Annotated in this window: 20 protein-coding genes; 13 read left to right on the forward strand and 7 right to left on the reverse strand. The window is 72.1% G+C overall.

Going from position 1 to position 20523, the window contains the following annotated elements; genetic code table 11:
- Together AC1DP1_RS07140 and AC1DP1_RS07145 are read left to right on the forward strand one after the other, a co-directional pair.
- The coding region (locus AC1DP1_RS07140; RefSeq protein WP_477506271.1) for a TetR-like C-terminal domain-containing protein at positions 1-361 on the forward strand (361 nt) is incomplete at its 5' end.
- Positions 358-1488, forward strand: a complete 1131-nt coding sequence (locus AC1DP1_RS07145) for an SGNH/GDSL hydrolase family protein (protein ID WP_477506272.1) — start codon at positions 358-360, stop codon at positions 1486-1488. The genes AC1DP1_RS07140 and AC1DP1_RS07145, both read left to right, overlap by 4 nt.
- Positions 1489-1497: 9 nt before the next feature.
- Here AC1DP1_RS07145 and AC1DP1_RS07150 read toward each other — a convergent pair whose 3' ends face one another.
- Positions 1498-2472 (reverse strand): formylglycine-generating enzyme family protein, encoded by a 975-nt coding sequence (locus AC1DP1_RS07150; RefSeq protein WP_477506273.1) that lies wholly within the window; start codon positions 2470-2472, stop codon positions 1498-1500.
- Positions 2473-2547: 75 nt separating this feature from the next.
- On the opposite strand from AC1DP1_RS07150, the gene AC1DP1_RS07155 reads away from it, so the two are divergent.
- From AC1DP1_RS07155 to AC1DP1_RS07165, 3 genes are all read left to right on the forward strand, one after another.
- Positions 2548-4296 carry a sulfatase gene (locus AC1DP1_RS07155; protein WP_477506274.1) on the forward strand — a complete coding sequence of 583 codons (1749 nt, stop codon included), beginning with the start codon at positions 2548-2550 and terminating at the stop codon, positions 4294-4296.
- 71 nt (positions 4297-4367) lie between these two features.
- Positions 4368-5378 carry an agmatinase gene (speB, locus tag AC1DP1_RS07160; protein WP_477506275.1) on the forward strand — a complete coding sequence of 337 codons (1011 nt, stop codon included), beginning with the start codon at positions 4368-4370 and terminating at the stop codon, positions 5376-5378.
- Between the two features lie 102 nt (positions 5379-5480).
- Positions 5481-5666 carry a hypothetical protein gene (locus AC1DP1_RS07165; RefSeq protein ID WP_477506276.1) on the forward strand — a complete coding sequence of 62 codons (186 nt, stop codon included), beginning with the start codon at positions 5481-5483 and terminating at the stop codon, positions 5664-5666.
- Between the two features lie 104 nt (positions 5667-5770).
- On the opposite strand, the gene AC1DP1_RS07170 is transcribed toward AC1DP1_RS07165, so the two are convergent.
- From AC1DP1_RS07170 to AC1DP1_RS07180, 3 genes are all read right to left on the reverse strand, one after another.
- Positions 5771-6925, reverse strand: a complete 1155-nt coding sequence (locus AC1DP1_RS07170; protein ID WP_477506277.1) for a luciferase domain-containing protein — start codon at positions 6923-6925, stop codon at positions 5771-5773.
- On the reverse strand, positions 6922-7440 hold the full coding sequence (locus tag AC1DP1_RS07175) for a VOC family protein (protein ID WP_477506278.1): 519 nt from the start codon (positions 7438-7440) through the stop codon (positions 6922-6924). The genes AC1DP1_RS07170 and AC1DP1_RS07175 overlap by 4 nt, the downstream gene beginning before the upstream one ends.
- 64 nt (positions 7441-7504) lie before the next feature.
- Positions 7505-8080, reverse strand: coding sequence for an NADPH-dependent F420 reductase (locus AC1DP1_RS07180; RefSeq protein WP_477506279.1), 576 nt, complete (start codon positions 8078-8080; stop codon positions 7505-7507).
- Positions 8081-8184: 104 nt separating this feature from the next.
- On the opposite strand from AC1DP1_RS07180, the gene AC1DP1_RS07185 reads away from it, so the two are divergent.
- Positions 8185-8679, forward strand: a complete 495-nt coding sequence (locus AC1DP1_RS07185; protein WP_477506280.1) for a MarR family winged helix-turn-helix transcriptional regulator — start codon at positions 8185-8187, stop codon at positions 8677-8679.
- Positions 8680-8701: 22 nt separating this feature from the next.
- Here AC1DP1_RS07185 and AC1DP1_RS07190 read toward each other — a convergent pair whose 3' ends face one another.
- Complete coding sequence (locus AC1DP1_RS07190) at positions 8702-10945, reverse strand: LLM class flavin-dependent oxidoreductase (protein WP_477506281.1); 2244 nt, start codon at positions 10943-10945, stop codon at positions 8702-8704.
- A gap of 63 nt (positions 10946-11008) precedes the next feature.
- Between AC1DP1_RS07190 and AC1DP1_RS07195 the strand changes: the two genes are divergently transcribed.
- A complete protein-coding gene (locus AC1DP1_RS07195) occupies positions 11009-11365 on the forward strand; it encodes a winged helix-turn-helix transcriptional regulator (RefSeq protein ID WP_457190973.1) in 357 nt (118 codons plus the stop codon).
- Between the two features lie 160 nt (positions 11366-11525).
- On the opposite strand, the gene AC1DP1_RS07200 is transcribed toward AC1DP1_RS07195, so the two are convergent.
- Positions 11526-12089 carry a hemerythrin domain-containing protein gene (locus AC1DP1_RS07200; RefSeq protein ID WP_477506282.1) on the reverse strand — a complete coding sequence of 188 codons (564 nt, stop codon included), beginning with the start codon at positions 12087-12089 and terminating at the stop codon, positions 11526-11528.
- Between the two features lie 148 nt (positions 12090-12237).
- Here AC1DP1_RS07200 and AC1DP1_RS07205 point away from each other — a divergent pair, with 148 nt between their 5' ends.
- The 4 genes from AC1DP1_RS07205 to AC1DP1_RS07220 all read left to right on the forward strand — a co-directional run bounded on the left by AC1DP1_RS07205 (position 12238) and on the right by AC1DP1_RS07220 (position 16488).
- Positions 12238-13980, forward strand: coding sequence for a M28 family metallopeptidase (locus tag AC1DP1_RS07205; protein ID WP_477506283.1), 1743 nt, complete (start codon positions 12238-12240; stop codon positions 13978-13980).
- A gap of 194 nt (positions 13981-14174) precedes the next feature.
- A complete protein-coding gene (locus AC1DP1_RS07210; protein WP_477506284.1) occupies positions 14175-14906 on the forward strand; it encodes an arsenate reductase/protein-tyrosine-phosphatase family protein in 732 nt (243 codons plus the stop codon).
- Positions 14903-16015, forward strand: a complete 1113-nt coding sequence (gene arsB, locus AC1DP1_RS07215) for an ACR3 family arsenite efflux transporter (RefSeq protein WP_477506285.1) — start codon at positions 14903-14905, stop codon at positions 16013-16015. Before AC1DP1_RS07210 ends, arsB begins: the two co-directional genes overlap by 4 nt.
- A gap of 2 nt (positions 16016-16017) precedes the next feature.
- Complete coding sequence (locus tag AC1DP1_RS07220) at positions 16018-16488, forward strand: arsenate-mycothiol transferase ArsC (RefSeq protein ID WP_477506286.1); 471 nt, start codon at positions 16018-16020, stop codon at positions 16486-16488.
- A gap of 25 nt (positions 16489-16513) precedes the next feature.
- Here AC1DP1_RS07220 and AC1DP1_RS07225 read toward each other — a convergent pair whose 3' ends face one another.
- Positions 16514-17449: a helix-turn-helix domain-containing GNAT family N-acetyltransferase gene (locus tag AC1DP1_RS07225; RefSeq protein ID WP_477506287.1), complete on the reverse strand. Its 936-nt coding sequence runs from the start codon at positions 17447-17449 to the stop codon at positions 16514-16516.
- Positions 17450-17554: 105 nt separating this feature from the next.
- On the opposite strand from AC1DP1_RS07225, the gene AC1DP1_RS07230 reads away from it, so the two are divergent.
- Together AC1DP1_RS07230 and AC1DP1_RS07235 are read left to right on the forward strand one after the other, a co-directional pair.
- Positions 17555-19021 (forward strand): NAD(P)-binding protein, encoded by a 1467-nt coding sequence (locus tag AC1DP1_RS07230; protein WP_477506288.1) that lies wholly within the window; start codon positions 17555-17557, stop codon positions 19019-19021.
- Positions 19018-20292 (forward strand): MFS transporter, encoded by a 1275-nt coding sequence (locus tag AC1DP1_RS07235; protein ID WP_477506289.1) that lies wholly within the window; start codon positions 19018-19020, stop codon positions 20290-20292. The genes AC1DP1_RS07230 and AC1DP1_RS07235 overlap by 4 nt, the downstream gene beginning before the upstream one ends.
- Positions 20293-20523: the final 231 nt, after the last annotated feature.

Below are 20523 nucleotides of genomic sequence, written 5' to 3' on the forward strand. Positions count from 1 at the left end.
GGCCGGGGTCAGCGGACGCTCCGCGCTGGCGGCCGTCGGCGGCGTCTGGCGCGGCTACGCCCGCCGGCACCCCGGCCGCTACGCCGCCACCCGGCTGCCGCTCGACGCGTCGACCGCGGCCGCCAGTGCCGGCCCGCGCCACGCCGAGCTGTCGCGCGCCGCGCTGCGGGGCTACGCCCTGTCCGGCGACGACGAGACACACGCCGTGCGCCTGCTCGGCGCCACGTTCCACGGCTACGCCGCGCTCGAAGCGGCCGGCGCCTTCAGCCACGGCGGGCCGTCCGCGCCCGCGTCCGACGACACGTGGGAGCGCGTGATCGACGGCCTCGACACCCTGCTCCGCTCCTGGGAGACCCGATGACCGACCTGTCCCTCGACGCCCTGGCTGCCCTCGTGAAGGGGGCCCTCGAGCTCGAGCGCACCGGCCGCGGCCTGCTGCCCCACCGGCTGCCCGCGTGGGCGCGGCGCCAGTCCGACGACCCGCAGCTCCACCTCGTCGAGGCCCAGCCCGCCGGCGTACGCCTCGCGCTGCGCACCGCGGCCACCCGCCTCGAGCTCGACGTGCTGCCCACCAAGCGGCGCTACGTCGGCGCCCCGGCGCGGCCCGACGGCTGGTACGACGTGCTGGTCGGCGGCGAGCTCGTCGACCGTCAGCAGGCGCCCGGCGGCAACGTGCTCGACGTCGACATGATGACCGGTGCCAGCACCTTCACCGCCGGAGAGCCGACGACCCTCGTCATCGCGCTGCCCGCGGGCGAGGCGGACGTCGAGGTCTGGCTGCCCCACGACGAGCAGACCGAGCTGATCGCCCTCCGGGCGGACGCCCCGGTGGCCCCGGTCGTGGACGACCGTCGCCGCTGGGTGCACCACGGCAGCTCCGTCAGCCACGGCTCCGTCGCGGTCCACCCGACCGAGCCGTGGCCGGTCGTCGCCGCCCGGCTGGCGGGGCTCGACCTGGTCAACCTCGGCCTCGGCGGCAGCGCCCTGCTGGACCCGTTCGTCGCCCGCACCATCCGCGACACCCCGGCCGACGTGATCAGCCTCAAGCTCGGGATCAACCTGGTCAACCAGGACCTGATGCGCCGTCGCGCCCTGGGGCCGGCCCTTCACGGCTGGCTCGACACGATCTGCGACGGCCACCCCACCACGCCGATCCGTCTCGTCTCGTCCGTCTTCTGCGGCATCCACGAGAGCGTGCCCGGACCGACCGGACCCGACATGCAGGCGCTCGCCGAGGGCCGGGTCGCCTTCGTCGCCACCGGCGACCCGGAGGCGGTGGCTCGAGGAGCGCTGACCCTCGAGGTGGTGCGCGAGGTGCTCGCCCAGGTCGTCGAGCGGCGCGACGACCCCCACCTGTCGTACGTCGACGGGCTCGCGCTCTACGGCCCGGCGGACGCCGAGCGGCTGCCGCTGCCCGACAATCTCCACCCCGACTCCGCCACCCACCGGCTCATCGGCGAGCGGTTCGCGGCGCTCGGGGACTGGTAGCCGGAGCGGTCAGGCGTCGTTGGCGCAGCGGAAGCCGATGTTGCCCGAGGAGGACTCGGCGGTGTTCGAGGAGCGCGCCGCGACGCGGTATCGGTTGCAGTAGCTGTCGTGGCAGAGGTAGGACCCGCCGCGCATGACCCGGCTGACGAGGCCGTCGGCCGTGTCGTCCGGCTCCGCCGCGATCGGGTCGACGACCGGGTCCTCCCCGGCGCGGTCGGCGTACTCCGTCGGGCGGAACGCGTCCTGGCACCACTCCCACACGTTGCCGACGGTGTTGTGCAGTCCGTAGCGGTTGGGCTGGAACGCGGTCGCTGGCGCGGTCGTGAGATGCCCGTCCTCGAGCGTGTTGTGCCGGGGGAAGTCGCCCTGCCAGATGTTGCAGCGCCAGCGGCCGCCGTGGGTGAGCTCGTCGCCCCAGGGGTAGCGCGCGCGGTCGAGGCCGCCGCGGGCAGCGTGCTCCCACTCGGCCTCGGTCGGCAGCCGCTTGCCGGCCCAGCGGCAGTAGGCCTGGGCGTCACGCCAGGAGACGTGCACGACCGGGTGGTTCTGCAGGTCGCCGATGTCCGAGAGCGGCCCGGCCGGGTGGCGCCAGTCGGCACCCCGCACGGCCAGCCACCACGGCACGCCGGCGGCCCGCTGCAGGACGTCGGCCGGCGCGGCCTGCACGGCGAGGTGGAACACCGCGGACACGCCGTCGCGCTCCGCCTCGGTCACGTGGCCCGTGGCCTTCACGAAGGTGGCGAACTGCGCGTTGGTCACGGCCTTGGTGTCGATGAGGTACGGCGAGACGCGGACCGCGTGCACGGGGCCCTCCCCGTCGGCGACGTAGCCGTCACCGTGGCTGTCGCCCATCCAGAACGTCGATCCCGGGATCTGGACCTGGCCGCGGGTGCTGCGCCCGCCGCTCCGGACCTCCGACGACGCGGCACCGGGGTCGGTGCGGCCGGCCGTCGGCGCGCAGCAGGAGGCCGGTTCGGTGGTCATGGGACGGACGCTACACAGGACGGGCCAGAGTAAGTCGATAGGGTCAGTTGACTTAATCACTCCGGAAGGAACCACATGCCATCTCGGAAGCTGCTCACGGCGATCGCCGCGCCAGCCGTCCTCACCCTGGCCAGCGTCGCCCCCGCCCTCGGCGGCACGCAGGCCGGCACCGCCAGCGCCGCGCCCGCCAAGCCGGCCTCGTCGCAGGCGCCGCGCCCCAACCTCGTCTTCGTCATGGCCGACGACCTCGGCTGGGCCGACCTCAGCAGCGGCCTGCCCAACGGCGGCTACGCCAACGACTTCAACGAGACCCCGCAGCTCGACCGGCTCGCGGCGGAGGGGCAGAGCTTCACCGAGGCGTACGCCTCCGTGCAGTGCAGCCCCACCCGCACCGCGCTCCACACCGGCCAGTACGCCACCCGCCCGACCAACAACACCTACGCGGTGAGCGGGATCGCCGGCCAGGCGGGCGACCCCCTGCTCGGGGCGCCGCACGGTCGGCCCGAGGACGGCCGCTCGGCGGTCCCGGTCGGCTACCCGACCATAGGCGAGACCCTGCAGGGCGCCGGCTACGCCACCGGCTACTCCGGCAAGTTCCACGTGGCCGGTTCCGCGGACGAGATCGTCGCGAGCCACGGCTTCGACGAGAACTGGGGGGGAAGCCAGAACTCGCACGCCACCTACTACTTCGCGACGAACGACCAGTTCAACGACTCGGTCTCGCCGAGCCTCGACCAGTTCGCGGCGGACTACACCCAGGACTACGTCGACGCGAACATCGCGCCCTACAGCCACGGTGTGAGCGAGGCCCAGCTCGACGCCCTGGTCGGCACCGACAAGCACGTGACCGACGCGCAGACCGATGCGGCCATCGACTTCATCGACCGCAGCAAGGACGAGCCCTTCTTCGCCTTCGTCAGCGAGTTCGCGCCGCACTTCCCGGTCAACGACGCCCAGGCCCGTTCCGACCTGCTCGCAAAGTACCGCGCGAAGGCGCCGGGGTCGGCCCCCGCGAAGCCGTCGTACGCCGCGCTGACCGAGGCTGTCGACCAGTCGGTGGCCCGCATCGTCGACTACCTCGAGACCACCCCCGACCCGCGCAACGGCGGCAAGCCGCTCGCCGACAACACGCTCGTCATCTTCACCTCCGACAACGGCGGCGAGGAGGACCCGATCGAGGCGGGCGCCTGGAACGGCCCGCTCCGTGAGGACAAGGGGTTCATGTACGAGGGTGGCGTGCGCGTGCCGTGGATCGTGTGGAGCGGTGGCTCCGACCTCGTCCGCGGCGGCGGGCGCACCAACGAGACGATCGTCAACAGCACCGACCTCTACACGACGCTCGCGTCCTACGCGCAGGCCGAGCTGCCCGCTGGTGTCCCGCTCGACGGCGTCGACCTGAAGCCGGCCTTCAGCAAGGGCACGACGATCAACCGCGACCACTTCCACCACGTCCCCGGCTACGTCCGGTTCGGCGGCCAGGTGCAGTCGCGACCGTTCTCGAGCGTCCGCGACGGCCGCTGGAAGCTCTACTACGAGTACACCGACGGCTCCTTCGAGCTCTACGACCTGACGACCGACATCGGCGAGACCACCGACCTCGCGGCCGACCGGCCCGGCCAGGTGCACCGCCTCGGCCAGAAGCTGATCGCCTGGCTCGACGAGACCGACGCGCCGCTCGCGACGCTGCGGGCAGGGCAGCCGCCGCGCGTGTTCGACGACGTCAGGGGCGAGACCTACGCCAACGGCACGATCACCCGACGCCGCGGCGAGACGATCACCGTCACCGCGGGCCAGTCGGTCCCGTTCGTGCTGCCCCGGCCGTAGCAGCCACGACCCGACGGGCCCGGACGCGTGCGTCCGGGCCTGTCGTGCGGGTCAGACCCTAGAGTCGGCCCATGGCACGCTACGGCGCTCAGTTCGGCCCCGACATCACCTTCCTCGGCGTCCCGGCGTGCGACCTCGACGACGAGGCGACGTACGCCGACGCGGACGTCGTGGTCGTCGGGGCGCCGTTCGACGGTGGCACGTCGCACCGGCCGGGCACGCGCTTCGGCCCGCAGGCCATCCGGATGACCGACTACCTGCCGCACGACGGCTCGCGGCCCTCGCTGGCGCTGCGCACCGACGCGCTGCAGGACCTCAAGGTCGTCGACGCCGGCGACGTCGAGCTGCCGCCCGGCGACATCGAGACCACCCTCGGGCGGCTCGAGGCGGCCGTCGAGAAGGTGACCCGCGCAGGCGCGATCCCGGTCGTGCTCGGCGGCGACCACTCGATCGCCTACCCCGACGCCAAGGGCGTGGCCAACGTGCTCGGCCACGGCCGCGTGTCGATGATCCACTTCGACGCGCACGCCGACACCGGCGACATCGAGTTCGGCTCGCTGTGGGGGCACGGCCAGCCGATGCGCCGGCTCATCGAGTCGGGAGCGCTGCGCGGCGACCGGTTCCTCCAAGTGGGGCTCCGCGGCTACTGGCCCGGTCCGGAGACCCTCGACTGGATGGCCGCGGAGCGCATGCGGTCCTACGAGATGACCGAGATCGTGCACCGCGGGCTGACGGAGTGCCTGACCGAGGCCTTCGGCATCGCGACCGACGAGTGCGACGGGGTCTTCCTCTCCGTCGACATCGACGTCTGCGACCCTGGCCACGCGCCCGGGACCGGCACGCCGGAGCCCGGTGGGCTGACGGCGCGCGAGCTGCTCGACTCCGTACGACGGATCTGCCTCGAGCTGCCCGTCGTCGGGATCGACGTGGTGGAGGTCAGCCCGCCCTACGACCACGCCGACATCACCGCCGCCCTGGCCAACCGTGTGGTCCTCGAGGCCCTCTCGGCGATCGCCCGCAAGCGGCGCGACGAGCGCGACGGGACGACCTGGGACCCGGGCCGTCCGCTGCTCGACCGCTAGGGAGGCCCGGGTCGTCCGGCCCCGTCGAGCGGGTCCTTCGGGCCTGACGTCGACGGGGCCGGTCGGCGCACGCTGGAGGTCCGACGAGCCCTGGAGGTCCCGATGCTCACCCACCAGTACGCCCAGCACGACTGGTCGCCCACGTCGATCGCGCTCGTGTTCTTCGCCATGGCAGCGCTCTTCCTGGTCGGCATGGGCATCTTCCTGATCGGGGCGAACCGCGAGCAACGCGGCACCACCGCCCGCCACGCGCATGGCGGGAAGGCGCACGGCCCACTGCTGCACTGACCAACGTAGGCAGTTCGACGCCAGCCAGGCGGGACTGAGCGGGGCGGCGGGGTCGCGCCCGGCGAACTGCCTAGGTCAGTGGGCCACGAGCCCCTCGACGTACGTCACGCGGCGGTCGCGTAGGCGTGGCTGGCAGCCACGATGCCGAGGACGATGGCGAGCTCGGCTTCGTCGCGCGGTCCGAAGACCATCACGAAGCCGGGGGAGAGGCGCGATCCCGCCCACATGTGCGGCCGGCCCCAGCCCTGGGTGACGAGGTCGGCGGCCAGGTCGGGCGGCAGGACGAGGTGCATCGACCCGTCGTGCTCCGGGTGCAGGTGCGCGAACTCGCCGACCTGCGGCACCAGCCACGCCTGCGGGTCGGGCGAGCCCTCGCGGAGGGTGAGCCCTCGCGCGCCGGGCACGGAGATGCGGGACGGACCGACCTCCACACCGGCCAGGGTGCGGAGCTCGTCGAAGAGCCGCTCCTGCAGGTGCGCCGGGGCGTTCTGGGACTCCTGCTGCTGCGGGATGGTCCAGCTCACCTCGGGGCGGGTGCCCGCCCGCTGCGGCAGCTCGCCGTCGGGCAGCGTGGCCCAGCGGACGTCCGACCGCAGGCCGGCCGGGGTGGCGCCGAGCTCGGTCACGTGGGTCAGGCGGTGGGAGATCCAGTCGCCGAGCTGGTGGACGGCGTCGGCGGTGAGCTGGTGGCCGCCCCGCCCGCGGTGGGCGACGGTCGGGGCGCCCGACTCGGACAGCAGGTAGAGCCAGGTCCGGTCGAGGAGCTCGCGGGGGATGACGTGGTCGCCCTCGCCCTGGGCGACGAAGACCGGCAGGTGGGCCAGTCGTCCGGGGTCGGTCGCGAGGCCCGCCTCGAAGGGGAGGGTGCCGTAGAGGATCGCGGCCCCGGCGAACCGGGCCGGGTCGTCGAGCACGAGGCCGCCGGCGAAGGCCGCGCCCCCGCTGAAGCCCACGAGGAGCACGGGACGTCCCGCGGGCGCGACCTCGTCGAGCCAGCTGCGGAACCAGTCCATCGTGCTGCGCAGCGACTCCTCGACCGGGCGCCCGATGCCGCGGTTGGCGAACCACGCGTAGCCGCCGCCCTCGGCGATCGGCGCCCGCACCGCGGCGTACGCCGGCCCGGCCGGCAGGTGCGCGGCGAGGCCGAGGATCTGTGCCTCGTCGGAGCCGCGGCCGTGCAGCAGCACGACCAGCGGCGCCGTCGGGTCGGTGGAGCCGTGCACCGCGACCACCGGTGGGGCGAAAGGACCCGAGCTCATCGCACGTCGTCCTCGGCCAGCGGGACCAGCTCGCCGGCGGTGCGGACCCCGCCCCAGCGGCGTACGTCGCCGGGGAGGTCGAGGCGCTCGACGGGCGCCGCGTCGGCGAAAGCGCCCCACTCGGCGCGGGGCAGCATCCACATCACCTCGAACTCGTTGCCGTCCGGGTCCTTGCCGTAGATGCTCTTGGTGGCACCGTGGCTCGACTCGCCGGTGTAGGCGTCGAGCTCGGCCAGCGTGAGGCGGGCCTGCTCGAGCTCGTCGATCGTGTCGACCTGCCAGGCGAGGTGGTAGAGCCCCAGCCCGCCGCGGGGCCGCGGCGGCTGGGCGCCGACCCCGAACAGGCCGAGGTCGTGGTGGTTGCCCGAGCGGGGGAGCCTCAAGAAGGCGGCGTTCGCGCGGGGCTCGCGCGCCATCACCGTCATGCCGAACGCCCGGGAGTAGAAGGAGATGCTCTGCTCCAGGTCCGACACGTACAGGACGGCGTGGTTGAGGCGGACGGCGTTGACGGTCATGGTGCGCTTCCTCTGGTGGTGCGGTGGGTTGGCGGGTTCTCGGTGGGCTGTCGGGACGTGCCGGTCAGGCGGCGACGCCGAAGCCGCCGGTCCAGGAGACCTTCTCGTTCGCGGCGAGGGTGAGCTGCAGGAAGCCGAGGGCCTCGAGCTCGCGGGCTCGCTTGAGCGATCCGGCGTCGATGGCGTTGACGCCACCGGAGGTGACGATCCCGGCGAGGGTGGCCTTGGCGTCGGCGTTGTCACCGGCGATCAGGACCGTGGTGGTCAGCGGGCCCACGGTGCTGGAGGCGAGGGTGCCCGCGAAGGTGGTGTTGAAGGCCTTGAGGACCTTGGAGTCCGGCAGGGCGGCGGCGATCTCGGCGGCGGCGGAGCCGTCGGCCGGGACGACGAGGTCGTCGAAGGTCTCGAAGTCGAGCGGGTTGGTGATGTCGACGACGACCTTGCCGGCGAGCTGCTCGCCGCGCTTGGCGATGACGTCGGCGACGGCGGGGTAGGGGACGGCGAGGACGACGACGTCACCGGTGATGGCGGTGTCGACGTCGCTCTGGCCGAGCTGCTGGACGCTGTGGCCGCCCTTGGCCGCGATCGAGGCGATGGCCTGGCTCATGTTGCCGGTGCCGATGATGCTGAGGTTCGTCATGGTGCGCTCCTGGGGGGTGGTGGTGCGGCAACCATTTGGTTGTCACTTCAAGTAACACTCTACACGCATTGGTTGTTCCGTCAAGTAAACGCTATCCTTGTCCCATGGAGACCCAGTGGCTCGACCAGACCGAGCGCGAGGCCTGGCTGCGCCTGATCGCAGTGGTCGAGCTGCTCCCGGGGGTGCTCGACACCCAGCTGCGCAGCTCGTCAGGGGTGACCCACTTCGAGTACCTCGTGCTCGCGATGCTCTCGGAGGCTCCCGACCGGACCCTGCGCATGACGGCCCTCGCCCAGCGGACCAACGCCACCCTGCCGCGCCTGTCCCACGTCGTACGACGCCTCGAGGACCGCGCGCTCGTCGAGCGGTTCCCCTGTCCGGAGGACGGCCGCGCCACCAACGCCCGCCTCACCGAGGCCGGGTGGGACGCGGTGGTCGCCGCTGCGCCGGGGCACGTCGACACCGTGCGGCACCACGTCCTCGACCCGCTCACCCGTGAGCAGCTCGGCCAGCTCAAGGAGATCGGTGACGCGCTCCTGTCCCGGCTCGACCCCGACGGGCGGATGACCGCGCTCTACGACCCGGAGCGGTCGGAGTAGGAGGCAGCCGCGGTCGTGCGCCTCAGGCGGCGGGTCCCTCCGCGGCGACGGCCGGCGAGATGTAGAAGTTGTCGCGGAACAGCCCGGTGGGGTCCCACCTCCGCTTGAGCTCGCGCAGCCGCGCGAGGTGGGCGGGCGGGAACGCGCGCTCCAGCCAGACCGGCCCGATCCCGGTCTCGAAGCTGAGGTAGCTGCCGGACAGGTGCGGCACGAGCCGCTCCCAGGCGTCGTCGAAGCGACTGCTCGCGCCGAAGCCCGACAGCGAGAAGGCTGCGCTGCGACCGGCGTACGCCGTCGCGTCGCTCGGCACGTCGCTGACCGCGCCACCCACCGCCCGGATCGAGAAGAAGTACGACACCCCCGCGTCGAGCAGGTCGGCCACCTCCGCGGACAGCTCGGGCGTGAGGTGGTCCGCCAGTCCCGAGTGGGTGTGCGGCTCGCCCTGTCCCTGCTGCGGCTCGTCGCTGCTGAACAGCCCCATCACCTGGTCGTACGTCGTCAGCACGACGTCCTGCTGCACGAGTGGCGCCACCTCGGCGACCGGCTGCAACCGCTCCACGACGGCCTCGGGGTCGGCGGCGTCGACGACGAGCATCGCCTGCGCGATCCTCCGACCGCCGCGCCGCTGGCCCAGGATGACCTGGCCGGTGAGCGTGCGGTCGGCCTCCTCGATCGCGCGACCCCACCGCTCGAGGAAGGTGGCGGTGTCGCTGGCGTCGAAGGCGAGCTGGGCGAACGCGATCGTCCCGACGCGCGCCGCGGTGAAGTCGAAGGACGTGGCGATGCCGAAGTTCGACCCCGCCCCGCGCACGGCCCAGAAGAGGTCGGGCTCGTCGTCGGGAGTGGCACGCACGACACGTCCGTCGGCGAGCACGAGCTCGACCGCGGTGAGGTGGTCGATGGTCAGCCCGTGCGAGCGAGCGAACCAGCCCACCCCGCCCGCGGTCGCCAGCCCACCGACCCCCACGCCGCCGTAGTCGCCGCTGCTGATCGCCAGGCCGTGCGGCGACAGCGTCCTGGCGACGTCGCCCCACCGCGCACCGGGTCCGATGCGGACCGTGCCGGCCTCGACGTCGAGGACCTCGATCGAGCTCAGCGCGCTGACGTCGATGACCAGCCCGCCGTGGTTGAGGGACCGCCCGGAGATGCCGTGACCGGCGCTGAGGATGCCGAGCGGAAGCTCGCGGTGCTCCCGCGCGAACGCCACTGCCTCCTGGACCTCCGGCACGGTCCGCGGCCGCAGGGCCAGGCCGGGTGCGCCACCGCGCAGGTAGCCGGACCGGTAGCGGGCGTACGCCGCATCACCGGGCTCGACGGCGCGCTCGGCCAGCGCGGCCGGGAGGTCGTCGTACGCGATGCCGGGCAGTCGCCTCGCCAGCGCTGCCGGACCGCGGACGCGGGACCTCTCCTTCGTGCCGCTGGTGCTGCGGGCCTCCGCGACCCGCTCGTGCACCTCGTCGAAGAGGCCGGCGAAGCGGCGCAGCCCGCCCTCGTCGTCGCCCATCACGATGAAGGTGCTGACGCCGTCCTCGACCGCGAGCCGGACCAGGTCGTCGGCCGTCGCCTCGCCGCCGACGTTGAGCAGCCGGGTCACCTCGGCCGGATCCCGGCCGGCGGCGCGGGCTGCCTCGTCGATGGTCGTCATCCCGCGCTGGAGATCGCCGGGCTGGAGGTAGGGGAGCGAGGGCAGCCAGCCGTCGGCGACGCGACCGACGAGCCGCAGCATCCGGGGCTTGAGGGCGCCGAGCCAGATCGGCACCTGCCTGGAGGGCGCCGGCCCGCGCTTCGCACCTCGCACGTGGTGGTGGGTGCCGTCCACGGCGAGCACGGACCGGTCGCCGGTGTCCCAGATGCCGCGGATGACCTCGATGCCCTCGGTCAGGGCGTCGACCGCCTGGCCGGGCGTGAGCCGCGTGCCGCCGTACGCCTCGATCGCGTCCCAGAAGCCGCCTGCGCCGAGCCCGAGCGCGACGCGGCCGCCGCTGAGCAGGTCGAGGCTGGCCACCGACTTGGCGAGCACGGCCGGCTGGCGGAGCGGCAGGTTCAGCACGTTGCCGGAGAGGTGGATCCTCTTCGTGCGCGCGGCCGCGAACGACATCAGCGTCCACGTGTCGAGGAACGACGGCTGGTACGGGTGGTCCTGGAAGGTCGCGAGGTCGTAGCCGAGCTCCTCGCTCAGCAGGGTGAGCTGCACGGGCCGGAGCGGAGTCGCGGCCGTGGGGGTGAGGAACGAGCCGAAGCGCAGGGGATGGCCGTAGTCGGGCATGGACCAAGGATCTGCCGGGCTCGCGCGACGGACAAGTGTGGGTAAGTGACTTACGATGGGTAAGTGACCTCGACCCGCACCGCCCCCCGGCACGAGCACCGCCGCGACCTCATCGACGACGCGACGTGCCGCGAGGCGACCCCGATCCTGGAGTTCGTCGGCCGTCGCTGGACCGGCGCGATCATGTTGGCCCTCGGGCGGGGCGCGACGCGGTTCGGCGAGGTCGAGGCGGCCGTCGACGGACTCTCGGCCCGGCTGCTCACCGCCCGGCTCCGCGAGCTCGAGGCGCACGACATCGTCGAGCGCGAGGTCGTCCCCACCACACCCGTCCAGGTGCGCTACCGGCTCACGGCGCGCGGGCGCGACCTGCTCGCCGCGCTCCAGCCCCTGATGGCCTACCAGCTGCGCTGGGGGGAGTGACCGGAGCCGGCCGTCCGTCCCCGAACGGTGTCCGGGTGGTTCGAGAACGATGTCTACGTCGGACTGCTCGCGGTGGCGACCTACCTCGGCGTGCAGCGCTGGCGTGGGACGGTCATCCGGCCGTCGTAGGCAGGCACGTCGGGGCCCGGACCAGGTACACCTAGATGCCGAGCCCGATCAGCCCCAGCGGCTCGGACATCTCGCTCTCCTCGTAGGCGAAGTGCGACTCGAGGTCGGCCCGGAGGTCCGCGACGGCAGTGACCAGCTCGCCGATCCGACCGGGGTCGGTCCGCACGGCGACCGCCAGGTCGTCGACCCGCTCGAGGTGGTCGTGGACGACCAGGTGCTCCTCGGCCAGGCGGGCCGCGACGGGCGCGTACGCCTCCATCGTCGCGACGGCCGGGAACATGTTCTGGTCCTCGATGGTGTGGTGCATCGTCAGGAAGCGGCAGACCTGCCCGCACAGCCCGGAGACCTGCTGGGCCGTCAGCGACGGCGCCAGCCCGTGGATCCCGGCACGGACGGCCCCGACCTCGCTCGCCCCGAGGCTCGCCCCGGCACCTGACGCGTCCTGGAGGGCGTCGACGGCCCGGGTCAGGGTCTCCAGCTGGTGGCGGAAGTGGTCGTGGACCATCCGCAGGTGGTCGCCGGCCGCGCGCTGGCGCGGCTCCAGCTCGACCGAGCCCGCGACGCGTGGTCGGGTGGCGTCATCGATGGGCGGCACGCGGCCGAGCCTACGGGCGACCCCGCGCCGAGTTGCCTCATCGAGGGGATACCACGCGTCCGCGGCCCGTCACTAGATTCATGAAGTTGGCAGCCGACCGCCTTCGGCATCGGGTCGAACACGTGTGCCGGCCGCCCGAGAGGGAGCGATGAAGACTGCGTCCAAGCTGTTGATCGCGAGCACGACCTCCGTCCTGCTCGCCACCGCGGCCGCCTCATCCGGATCCGGGGCCGTCCAGACCGTCACCACCACCAAGGCACATCCGGGCCACTCGGCCCACGGTGTCACCCCGAGCGACCCGCAGGCCAAGAAGTTCGTGAAGGGTGTCTCCGTCCCGGAGATCACCGAGCACCAGGTCGCCCTGCAGCAGATCGCGTCCCTCAACAACGACACCCGCGAGGTGTTCTCGAGCGGCTACCGGGAGTCGCTCGACTACGTCGTGTCGACGCTGCGCGCCGCCGGCTACCAACCCGAGGTCGACCAGTTCAACTTCCCGTTCTGGGCGGAGACCCAGCCACCGGTCCTCAACATGGTCACGCCGACGCCCAAGACGTACGTCCCCGGCGACGCCGAGGACAGCGACCTGCCCAGCGCCGACTTCATCACCATGGCCAACTCGCCGACCGTGGCGCTCACGAACGCTCCCGTGTTCCCCGTCGGCGGCATCGTCGACCCGCCCACGGGCGGCTCGACCAGCGGCTGCGCAGCGGCTGACTACGCCGGTGTGTCCGGCAAGGTCGCGCTCGTCCAGCGCGGCACGTGCCCGTTCGTCGACAAGTGGGCGCTGGCGCAGGCGGCCGGAGCCACAGGCGTGCTCATCTACAACGAGGGCAACACCCCGGCGCGGCAGAACCCGATCTTCGTCGACAACCAGCCCGACCCCCCGGCGACGATCGCCGCGGTGATCAGCAGCTACACCCTCGGCAACGAGCTGCTCCAGGCCTACAAGCAGGGGCAGAACCCGACGGTCGACTTCAAGGTCTACGGGAGCTTCACGGACCGTTTCCTGCCGCAGGTGATCGCGGAGACGCGTGGTGGCGACCCCAACCACGTCGTCGTCGTCGGCGCGCACCTCGACTCCGTGCCTGCGGGTCCGGGCATCAACGACGACGGCTCCGGCACGGCGACGCTGCTCGCCCAGGCCCAGGAAGTGGCCAAGGGGCACTACAAGCTCCGCAACAAGATCCGGTTCATGTGGTTCGGCGCCGAGGAGAACGGGCTGGTCGGCTCGTCCTACTACGCCAGCAACCTCAGCCAGAGCGAGGTCGACAAGATCGACGTGATGCTCGACTACGACATGCTCTCGTCGGCCAACTACATCCGCGGGGTCTACGACGGTGACGGCAACGCCGCCCCGGGCAACCCCACCGGGCCGGAGGGCTCGGGCAAGGTCGAGCAGGTCTTCGACGACTGGTTCAGCGCCCAGGGGCTCGAGAGCTCCCGTCGGGCGTTCGACGGTCGGTCCGACTACGTGGGCTTCACCGAGCGCGGGATCCCGTCGGGCGGCATCTTCGCCGGCGCCGAGGGAGTCAAGACGGCCGAGGAGGCAGCGGTCTACGGCGGCGCGGCAGGCTCGTGGTTCGACCCGTGCTACCACCAGCTCTGCGACAACCTGATCACGGTGATGACAGGGGTCCCGGCGCTCGACGCCCAGGGTCTGGCCCCCGGTGGCACCGAGGCCCAGAAGCACGCCGCGCAGCGGGCGATGGCAGGGGGAGCGATCAAGAGCCTCACCGAGCTCTCGGCCGCTGCCAGCTACGCCGTCTACTACTTCGCCGCCTCGAAGGACCCCTTCAGCGCGAAGGTGCACAAGGCCCGGAAGTCGGCCAAGGCCGACAGGACCCGTCCTGACTTCACGTGGCGCGGCCACGGAAACCGGGTCCGCCGCTAGGGAGCACGACAGGAGCGACGACAGGAGCCGCAGGTCAGCACCTGACCTGCGGCTTCTTCGTGCCCTGGGCGCCGCAGCCTCAGTGGTCGACAGCAACGGGGTCGGAGGCGTGGGCCGGCTCGTGACCGGACTTGCAGGAGCCTGGTTGGTCAGCCATGATTGACTCAATTGTTGTTGAGCGAATGGTTTGGGTGATGGACTTCGACGGGCGGGTGGCGGGCTTGTCGGCCTTGGCTGAGCCGGCCCGCCTGCGCATCGTCGACCTGCTCGGCGCCGGCGACGCGTCTCCTGGAGAGCTGCGCGCCGAGCTCGGGTTGCCCTCGAACCTGCTGGCCCACCACCTGAAGGTCCTGGAGGACGCCGGCATCGTGTCCCGGCACCGCTCGCACGCGGACAAGCGCCGCACGTACCTCCGGGTGCACCGCGGCAGGTTGGCCGGTCTGCTACCCGCTGCGTCGTCGACAGCTGGTGCCGCAGCGGAACGGGTGGTGTTCGTGTGCACTGCGAACTCGGCGCGTTCGCAGCTGGCGGCGGCGCTCTGGCGGGAGGCCAGCCCCATTGCGGTCACGTCCGGCGGCACGCACCCCGGTGCGGCCATCGCCCCCGGTGCCCTGGCCGCAGCCCGGCGCCATGGACTGGCCTTGGTCCAGGAGCGGCCCCAGTCCCTCGCCGGCCTGCTGCGCGACGGTGACTACGTCGTGACGGTGTGCGACGCCGCCCATGAAGAGCTCGTGCCTGCTGACTCCACGTCCGACCCACGGCTGCGCCTGGCGGGCGTGAGCCACTGGTCGGTGCCAGACCCCGTGGCCGCCGGCACCGATGCCGCCTTCGATGCCGCGTACGACGACATCGCCGGCCGCGTGGCCGACCTCGCCGCTCGCCTCCACCGCACCCCTGGTGCCACGACTCCCAGGAGCACACCGTGACCACCGACCAGCAGCCGGAGGCAGGCGACGACGTCCTGCACCGCCTCTCCACCCTGGACCGGTTCCTGCCGGTGTGGATCGGTGTCGCGATGGTCGGCGGGCTGCTGCTCGGTCGTCTCGTCCCGGGACTGGACGACGCCCTGGCGGCCGTCGAGGTCGGCTCGGTGTCGCTGCCCATCGCCATCGGCCTGCTGGTGATGATGTACCCGGTGCTGGCGAAGGTCCGCTACGACGAGCTCGGCCACGTCACCGGCGACCGGCGCCTGCTGGGGACGTCCATCGTTCTCAACTGGGTGCTCGGCCCGGCCCTGATGTTCACGCTCGCATGGCTGATGCTGCCGGACCTGCCGGAGTACCGCACCGGCCTCATCATCGTCGGGCTCGCACGGTGCATCGCGATGGTGCTCATCTGGAACGACCTGGCCTGCGGGGACCGGGAGGCGGCGGCCATCCTCGTCGCGCTCAACGCGGTCTTCCAGATCGTCGCGTTCGCCGTCCTCGGCTACTTCTACCTCGAGGTCCTGCCCGGCTGGCTCGGCCTCGAGCAGGCTGCGCTGGAGGTGTCCATGTGGGACATCGCCGTCTCGGTGCTGGTGTTCCTCGGCATCCCGCTGTTGGCGGGCTTCCTCACCCGCACGCTGGGCGAACGCGCCCGCGGCCGGGAGTGGTACGAGTCGACGTTCCTGCCTCGCATCGGCCCCATGGCCCTGTACGGCCTGTTGTTCACCATCGTGCTGCTGTTCGCCCTCCAGGGCGACACCATCACCAACCAGCCGCTCGACGTCGCCCGCATTGCGCTACCGCTGCTGGTGTACTTCCTGCTCATGTGGGGCGGCTCGATGCTGCTCACCAGGGCCCTCGGCTTCGACTACGGACGCGCCACCGCCGTGTCGTTCACCGCAGCGGGCAACAACTTCGAGCTCGCCATCGCGGTCGCGATCGGTGTCTTCGGCGTCACCTCCGGCCAGGCACTGGCCGGGGTCGTCGGACCCCTCATCGAGGTGCCGGTCCTCGTCGCGCTGGTCTACGTGAGCCTGTGGGCACGCCGCTTCTTCACCAGCACAGACCCCGCCACTTCCCGACGCGCACGTTCAGACGCAGGAGCATGACGATGACCCACGCCACCTCCGAACCGGCCAGCCACGTCGAGACGGCGGACGTCCCGCAGGTCGTCTTCGCCTGCATCCGCAACGGCGGCCGTTCCGTCATCTCACGCGTCCTGACCGAGCACTACGCGGGCGGCCGCGTCATCGCCCTCTCGGCCGGAACTCAACCCGGTGAGCACATCCACCCCGAGGTCGCCGACGCGCTGGAGAAGCTCGGCCTCGACACCTCGGCCGAGACGCCGACCAAGCTGACCCGGGAGACCATCGAGGCCTCGGTCATGGCCATCACGCTCGGGTGCGGCGAGGAGTGCCCCTACGTGCCCGGCGTGACGTACGTCGACTGGCCGGTCGCGGACCCGGGCGGTCAGGACGAGGAGACGGTGCGCCGCATCATCGCCGACATCGACGGTCGCGTACGTCAGCTTCTCGTCGAGCTCGACCCGGACATCCAGCTGCCGCCGTCCGTCCTGGCCTGAGCCACGGGCCGGCGGTTGGAGCCGGTCAGTCGTCCTTGCGCCGCTCGAGGAGCACGGTGTCCCGCCACACTCCGTCGAGCTGCGCGATGCGCGACCGGACTGCGAGGGTGGCGTAGCCGGCCGAGTGGTGCAGCGCGATGGAGGCTCGGTTCTCGGGGAACACCGAGGTCTGCAGCGTCCACAGGCCGCCAGCGTCGGCCTCGTTGACCTGGCGCCAGAGCAGCGCCTTGCCCACGCCGCGACCGCGGGCCGACTCAGCGACGTACACCGAGCTCTCACCGACGCCGGCGTAGCACGCGCGCTCGGAGACCGGCGAGATCGCCGTCCACCCGACGACCCGGGTGACCCCGTCGACGTCAGCCTCGGCGACCCACCGGTGGCCGGGCAGCCACTTCGTCGCCATGGTCGCGAGGTCGGGCACTTCGGTCTCGAAGGTGGCGTTGCGGGTGGCGATGCCCTCGGCGTAGATGTCGCGCACGACCGGGAGGTCGTCGTCGGTCATCGCGCGGGTCGTGACGTCGGCGGGCAGGTCCTCCGGGCAGCAGGGCCGCGCGGCGAGCGTGCCCATGACGACGTCGGCGGCGTGCGGGAGGCCCGTGCAGCAGGCCGGGTTGACCGAGACGTGCTTGCTGGTGCCCACGCGGTCGACGTTGAGGAACCCGACCTCGGCGAGCTTCTGCACGTGGTGGGTGACGGTGGGCTGGCCGATGCCGAGCTCGAGCGCCAGGTCGCCGATGCGGATGTGCCCGGCCGGTGCGGTGGAGACGGCGTGGAGCAGTCGCACGCGCGTGGGGTCGGACAGAGTCGAGAACCAGCCGGCGAACGTCTCGGCCTCGTCGCGGTCCAGCACCAGTGGCGCATCGATCGCTGGCCCGCACGCGGCGTCATCACACGGGGATGCCGCGCCGTCGAGGGCATCCGCGGGCGTCGCGATGGTCTCGTCCTGCGTCGTGGTGGTCACGTCCACAACCTTACATCGAAGACTGTCGATGAAACCCTTGCGTTCATCGACCCAGGTCGATACTGTCCCACTACATCGATCCCCGTCAATGCTCCAGGAGATGTCGTGACCACCTCAGCCAGTCCCACCCCTGCCGCTTCCCTGCCGGTTGCCATCATCGGCGCCGGTCCCATCGGCCTCGCAGCCGCTGCGAACGCCGCCGAGCGGGGCATGGACTTCGTCGTCCTCGAGGTCGGCCCGGATGCCGGCGCCGCGGTGGGTGAGTGGTCGCACGTGCGGCTGTTCTCGGCCTGGTCCGAGCTCGTCGACCCCGCCGCACGCCGTCTGCTGGACGCCGCCGGCACGTGGGCAGCACCCGACGACGACGCCTACCCGACCGGCGGGGAGTGGCGCGACGCGTATCTGCACCCGTTGGCGGCTCTGCTCGACGGCCTGGATGGCGGCTCGGTGCGCTACGGCGCCCGCGTGGTGGGTGTGAGCCGTGCCGGTCGTGACCTGATGGTCGACTCCGGGCGCGAGGGCGACTCGTTCGCCGTGCACGTCGAAGGTCCCTTGGGACGCGAGCGGCTCCTCGCCAGCGCCGTCGTGGACGCGTCAGGCACTTGGACCAGCCCCAACCCCCTCGGGGCCGACGGCTACCCCGCCCTGGGTGAGACGGAGAACGCCGCCCGCTTCACCTACGGCATCCCCGACTTCCGGGACCCGGCCGTCGCCGCCCGGTACGCAGGCAAGCACGTCGCCGTCGCCGGCAGGGGCGCCTCGGCCCAGGGCGTCCTCATCGGCCTCGCCCAGGTTGCCAGGACCGCCTCGGCCACCCGCGTGTCGTGGGTGCTGCGCCGCCCGTCCGTGGGGGACGCGTTCGGAGGTGGCGACAACGACCAGCTCGAGCAGCGCGGCAAGCTCGGCCAGGACGCCAAGGCCGCCGCCGCGAGCGGGCTGGTGACCAACGTGACCCAGTTCCGCACCGAGTCCGTGACCACCCAGGCTGACGGCCGCCTCACCATCGCCTCGGTCAACGGCCAGCAGGTCACCGACGTCGACGAGGTCATCGTCGTCACCGGCTTCCGCCCTGACTTCACGTTCCTGTCCGAGGTCCGCCTCGAACTCGACCCCGCCCTCGGGTCCGCGCGCATCCTGGCCGACCAGATCCACCCGGACCACCACAGCTGTGGCGACGTCCAACCACACGGCCACCGAGAGCTGGCCCAGCCTGAGCAGGGCCTGTTCCTGGTGGGGATGAAGTCCTACGGCCGCGCGCCGTCGTTCCTCGCGATGACCGGCTACGAGCAGGTCCGCTCGGTGGTGGCAGCCCTGGACGGCGACTTCGAGGCCGCCGACAGGGTCGACCTGGTGCTTCCCGAGACCGGGGTCTGCAATGGAGCCGGCACGTTCGACGACCCCGACGCCGTCGCGCTGGCCGGGGTCGGCGGAGGGTGCTGCGGCCCCGCCCCGGCGGACGGCACGCCGCTCCGGCTCGAGCCCCAGCTGCTGACCATCGGCGCGCCGGTTGCGGCCGGCGCGGGTGTGACCTCTGCTGCGAACGAGGAGAGCAGCTCGGGCTGCTGCGGATGACGCAACGCCCGGCGACCGGCGCCGGCGCCGGCGCCGGTCGAGCCAGCCTCGTCAGCCCCGGGTCCGCATCGACTGCGGTCGCGGGGCTGTCCCGCGCTGTCGCCGTGCTGTGCGTGACGGAGATCGTGTCGTGGGGCGTGCTCTTCTACGCCTTCCCGGTCCTGTCCAGCAGCATCAGCGCGGACGAGGGTTGGCCGATGGTCTGGCTGGTCGCAGCCTTCACCCTCGCGCTCGTGGTCTCTGGCGGTTGCGGCATCTGGGTGGGTCGCCGCATCGACCAGGTCGGCCCGCGCGTCGTGATGACTGCCGGGTCGGTCGTGGCCGTCGCGTCGATCGCGGCCCTGGCGGCAGCGCCGAGCCTCCTGTGCTTCTTCGCCGGATGGGTGTTCGCCGGCGCTGCGATGTCCGCCACGCTGTACGCCCCCGCGTTCGCCGCTGTGACCGGATGGAGCGGCGACGACTCGGTGCGTCGCGTCCGGTCGCTGACCGCCATCACGCTCGTCGCAGGGCTGGCGTCGACCGTCTTCGCGCCGTTGACCGCCCTGCTGCTGTCCGAGCTGGGGTGGCGCGGTACCTACGCGGCGCTCGCAGCCGTGCTCCTGATGACCGTGCCGCTGCACGCGTGGGGGCTCCGCCCACCGTGGACGTCGACCCGCGCACCGAACACGACGAGCGACGAGGGCAGCCCGACCGAGCCATCGGCCGAGTTCGACGCACGCGCCTTCACGCTGCTGGTCGTCGCCCTGGCGCTGGCCGGCTTCGCCGTCCACGCCGTCGTCATCAACCTCGTGCCACTGCTGACCAGCAACGGGCTGACGACCACCCAGGCTGCCACCGCCCTGGGCGTGGGTGGCGTCGGGCAGGTGGTGGGCCGGCTGTTCTACGGCCCGGTGTTCAGTCGGCTGGGACCGACTGCCCGCACGATCGGAACGGTTGCGGGAGTTGTCGTGACCACGGGCGCGCTCGCGGTCTGGCAATCACCGTTCCTGTTGGTGTGCGTGTTGACGTTCGCCTCAGGCACGGTGCGCGGCATCTTCACCCTCATCCACGCCACCGCCGTCGTGGACCGGTGGGGTGTGGGCGACATCGGGCACCGCAACGGCATCCTGACCGGCGCCATCACGGCTACCTCGGCGTCTGCGCCGTGGGTGGGCGCGCTGTTCGCTGCCCTGCTCGGGTCGTACGACGCCACGTTCGCGGTGCTTGCGGGTGTGGCGGCGATGTCGATGTTCGTCATGCCTGGCGCCCGCCGGTCACGCAGGATCCGCTGAGGCCGTCGAGCGGAGGACGGACCGTCTCCGGGCCGGTCCCTGAGACGGAGAAGGCCCACCTCCCTGTCCGGGAAGCGGGCCTCTCGCGATCTGATCTGCGCGCCTGTAGGGATTCGAACCCCAAACCTTCTGATCCGTAGCGGCGCGTAACCTTCTTCGGGCGCGATCGAGTCGCGTCGTTTTGAAGGGGCGCTTGCCGACGTTTGCGCAGGTCAGAGGCGTGTTGGACGC

It is taken from the genome of Nocardioides sp. P4_G10, from assembly GCF_056401175.1.

Coding starts and splice junctions, on each gene's coding strand:
- AC1DP1_RS07165 (WP_477506276.1), top strand. CDS start 5,481: ATGCTCACCCACCAGTACGCCCAGCACGACTGGTCGCCCACGTCGATC.
- AC1DP1_RS07185 (WP_477506280.1), top strand. CDS start 8,185: ATGGAGACCCAGTGGCTCGACCAGACCGAGCGCGAGGCCTGGCTGCGC.
- AC1DP1_RS07180 (WP_477506279.1), bottom strand. CDS start 8,080: ATGACGAACCTCAGCATCATCGGCACCGGCAACATGAGCCAGGCCATC.
- AC1DP1_RS07205 (WP_477506283.1), top strand. CDS start 12,238: ATGAAGACTGCGTCCAAGCTGTTGATCGCGAGCACGACCTCCGTCCTG.
- AC1DP1_RS07170 (WP_477506277.1), bottom strand. CDS start 6,925: ATGAGCTCGGGTCCTTTCGCCCCACCGGTGGTCGCGGTGCACGGCTCC.
- speB (WP_477506275.1), top strand. CDS start 4,368: ATGGCACGCTACGGCGCTCAGTTCGGCCCCGACATCACCTTCCTCGGC.
- AC1DP1_RS07220 (WP_477506286.1), top strand. CDS start 16,018: ATGACCCACGCCACCTCCGAACCGGCCAGCCACGTCGAGACGGCGGAC.
- AC1DP1_RS07235 (WP_477506289.1), top strand. CDS start 19,018: ATGACGCAACGCCCGGCGACCGGCGCCGGCGCCGGCGCCGGTCGAGCC.
- AC1DP1_RS07190 (WP_477506281.1), bottom strand. CDS start 10,945: ATGCCCGACTACGGCCATCCCCTGCGCTTCGGCTCGTTCCTCACCCCC.
- AC1DP1_RS07150 (WP_477506273.1), bottom strand. CDS start 2,472: ATGACCACCGAACCGGCCTCCTGCTGCGCGCCGACGGCCGGCCGCACC.
- AC1DP1_RS07155 (WP_477506274.1), top strand. CDS start 2,548: ATGCCATCTCGGAAGCTGCTCACGGCGATCGCCGCGCCAGCCGTCCTC.
- AC1DP1_RS07145 (WP_477506272.1), top strand. CDS start 358: ATGACCGACCTGTCCCTCGACGCCCTGGCTGCCCTCGTGAAGGGGGCC.
- AC1DP1_RS07175 (WP_477506278.1), bottom strand. CDS start 7,440: ATGACCGTCAACGCCGTCCGCCTCAACCACGCCGTCCTGTACGTGTCG.
- AC1DP1_RS07210 (WP_477506284.1), top strand. CDS start 14,175: ATGGACTTCGACGGGCGGGTGGCGGGCTTGTCGGCCTTGGCTGAGCCG.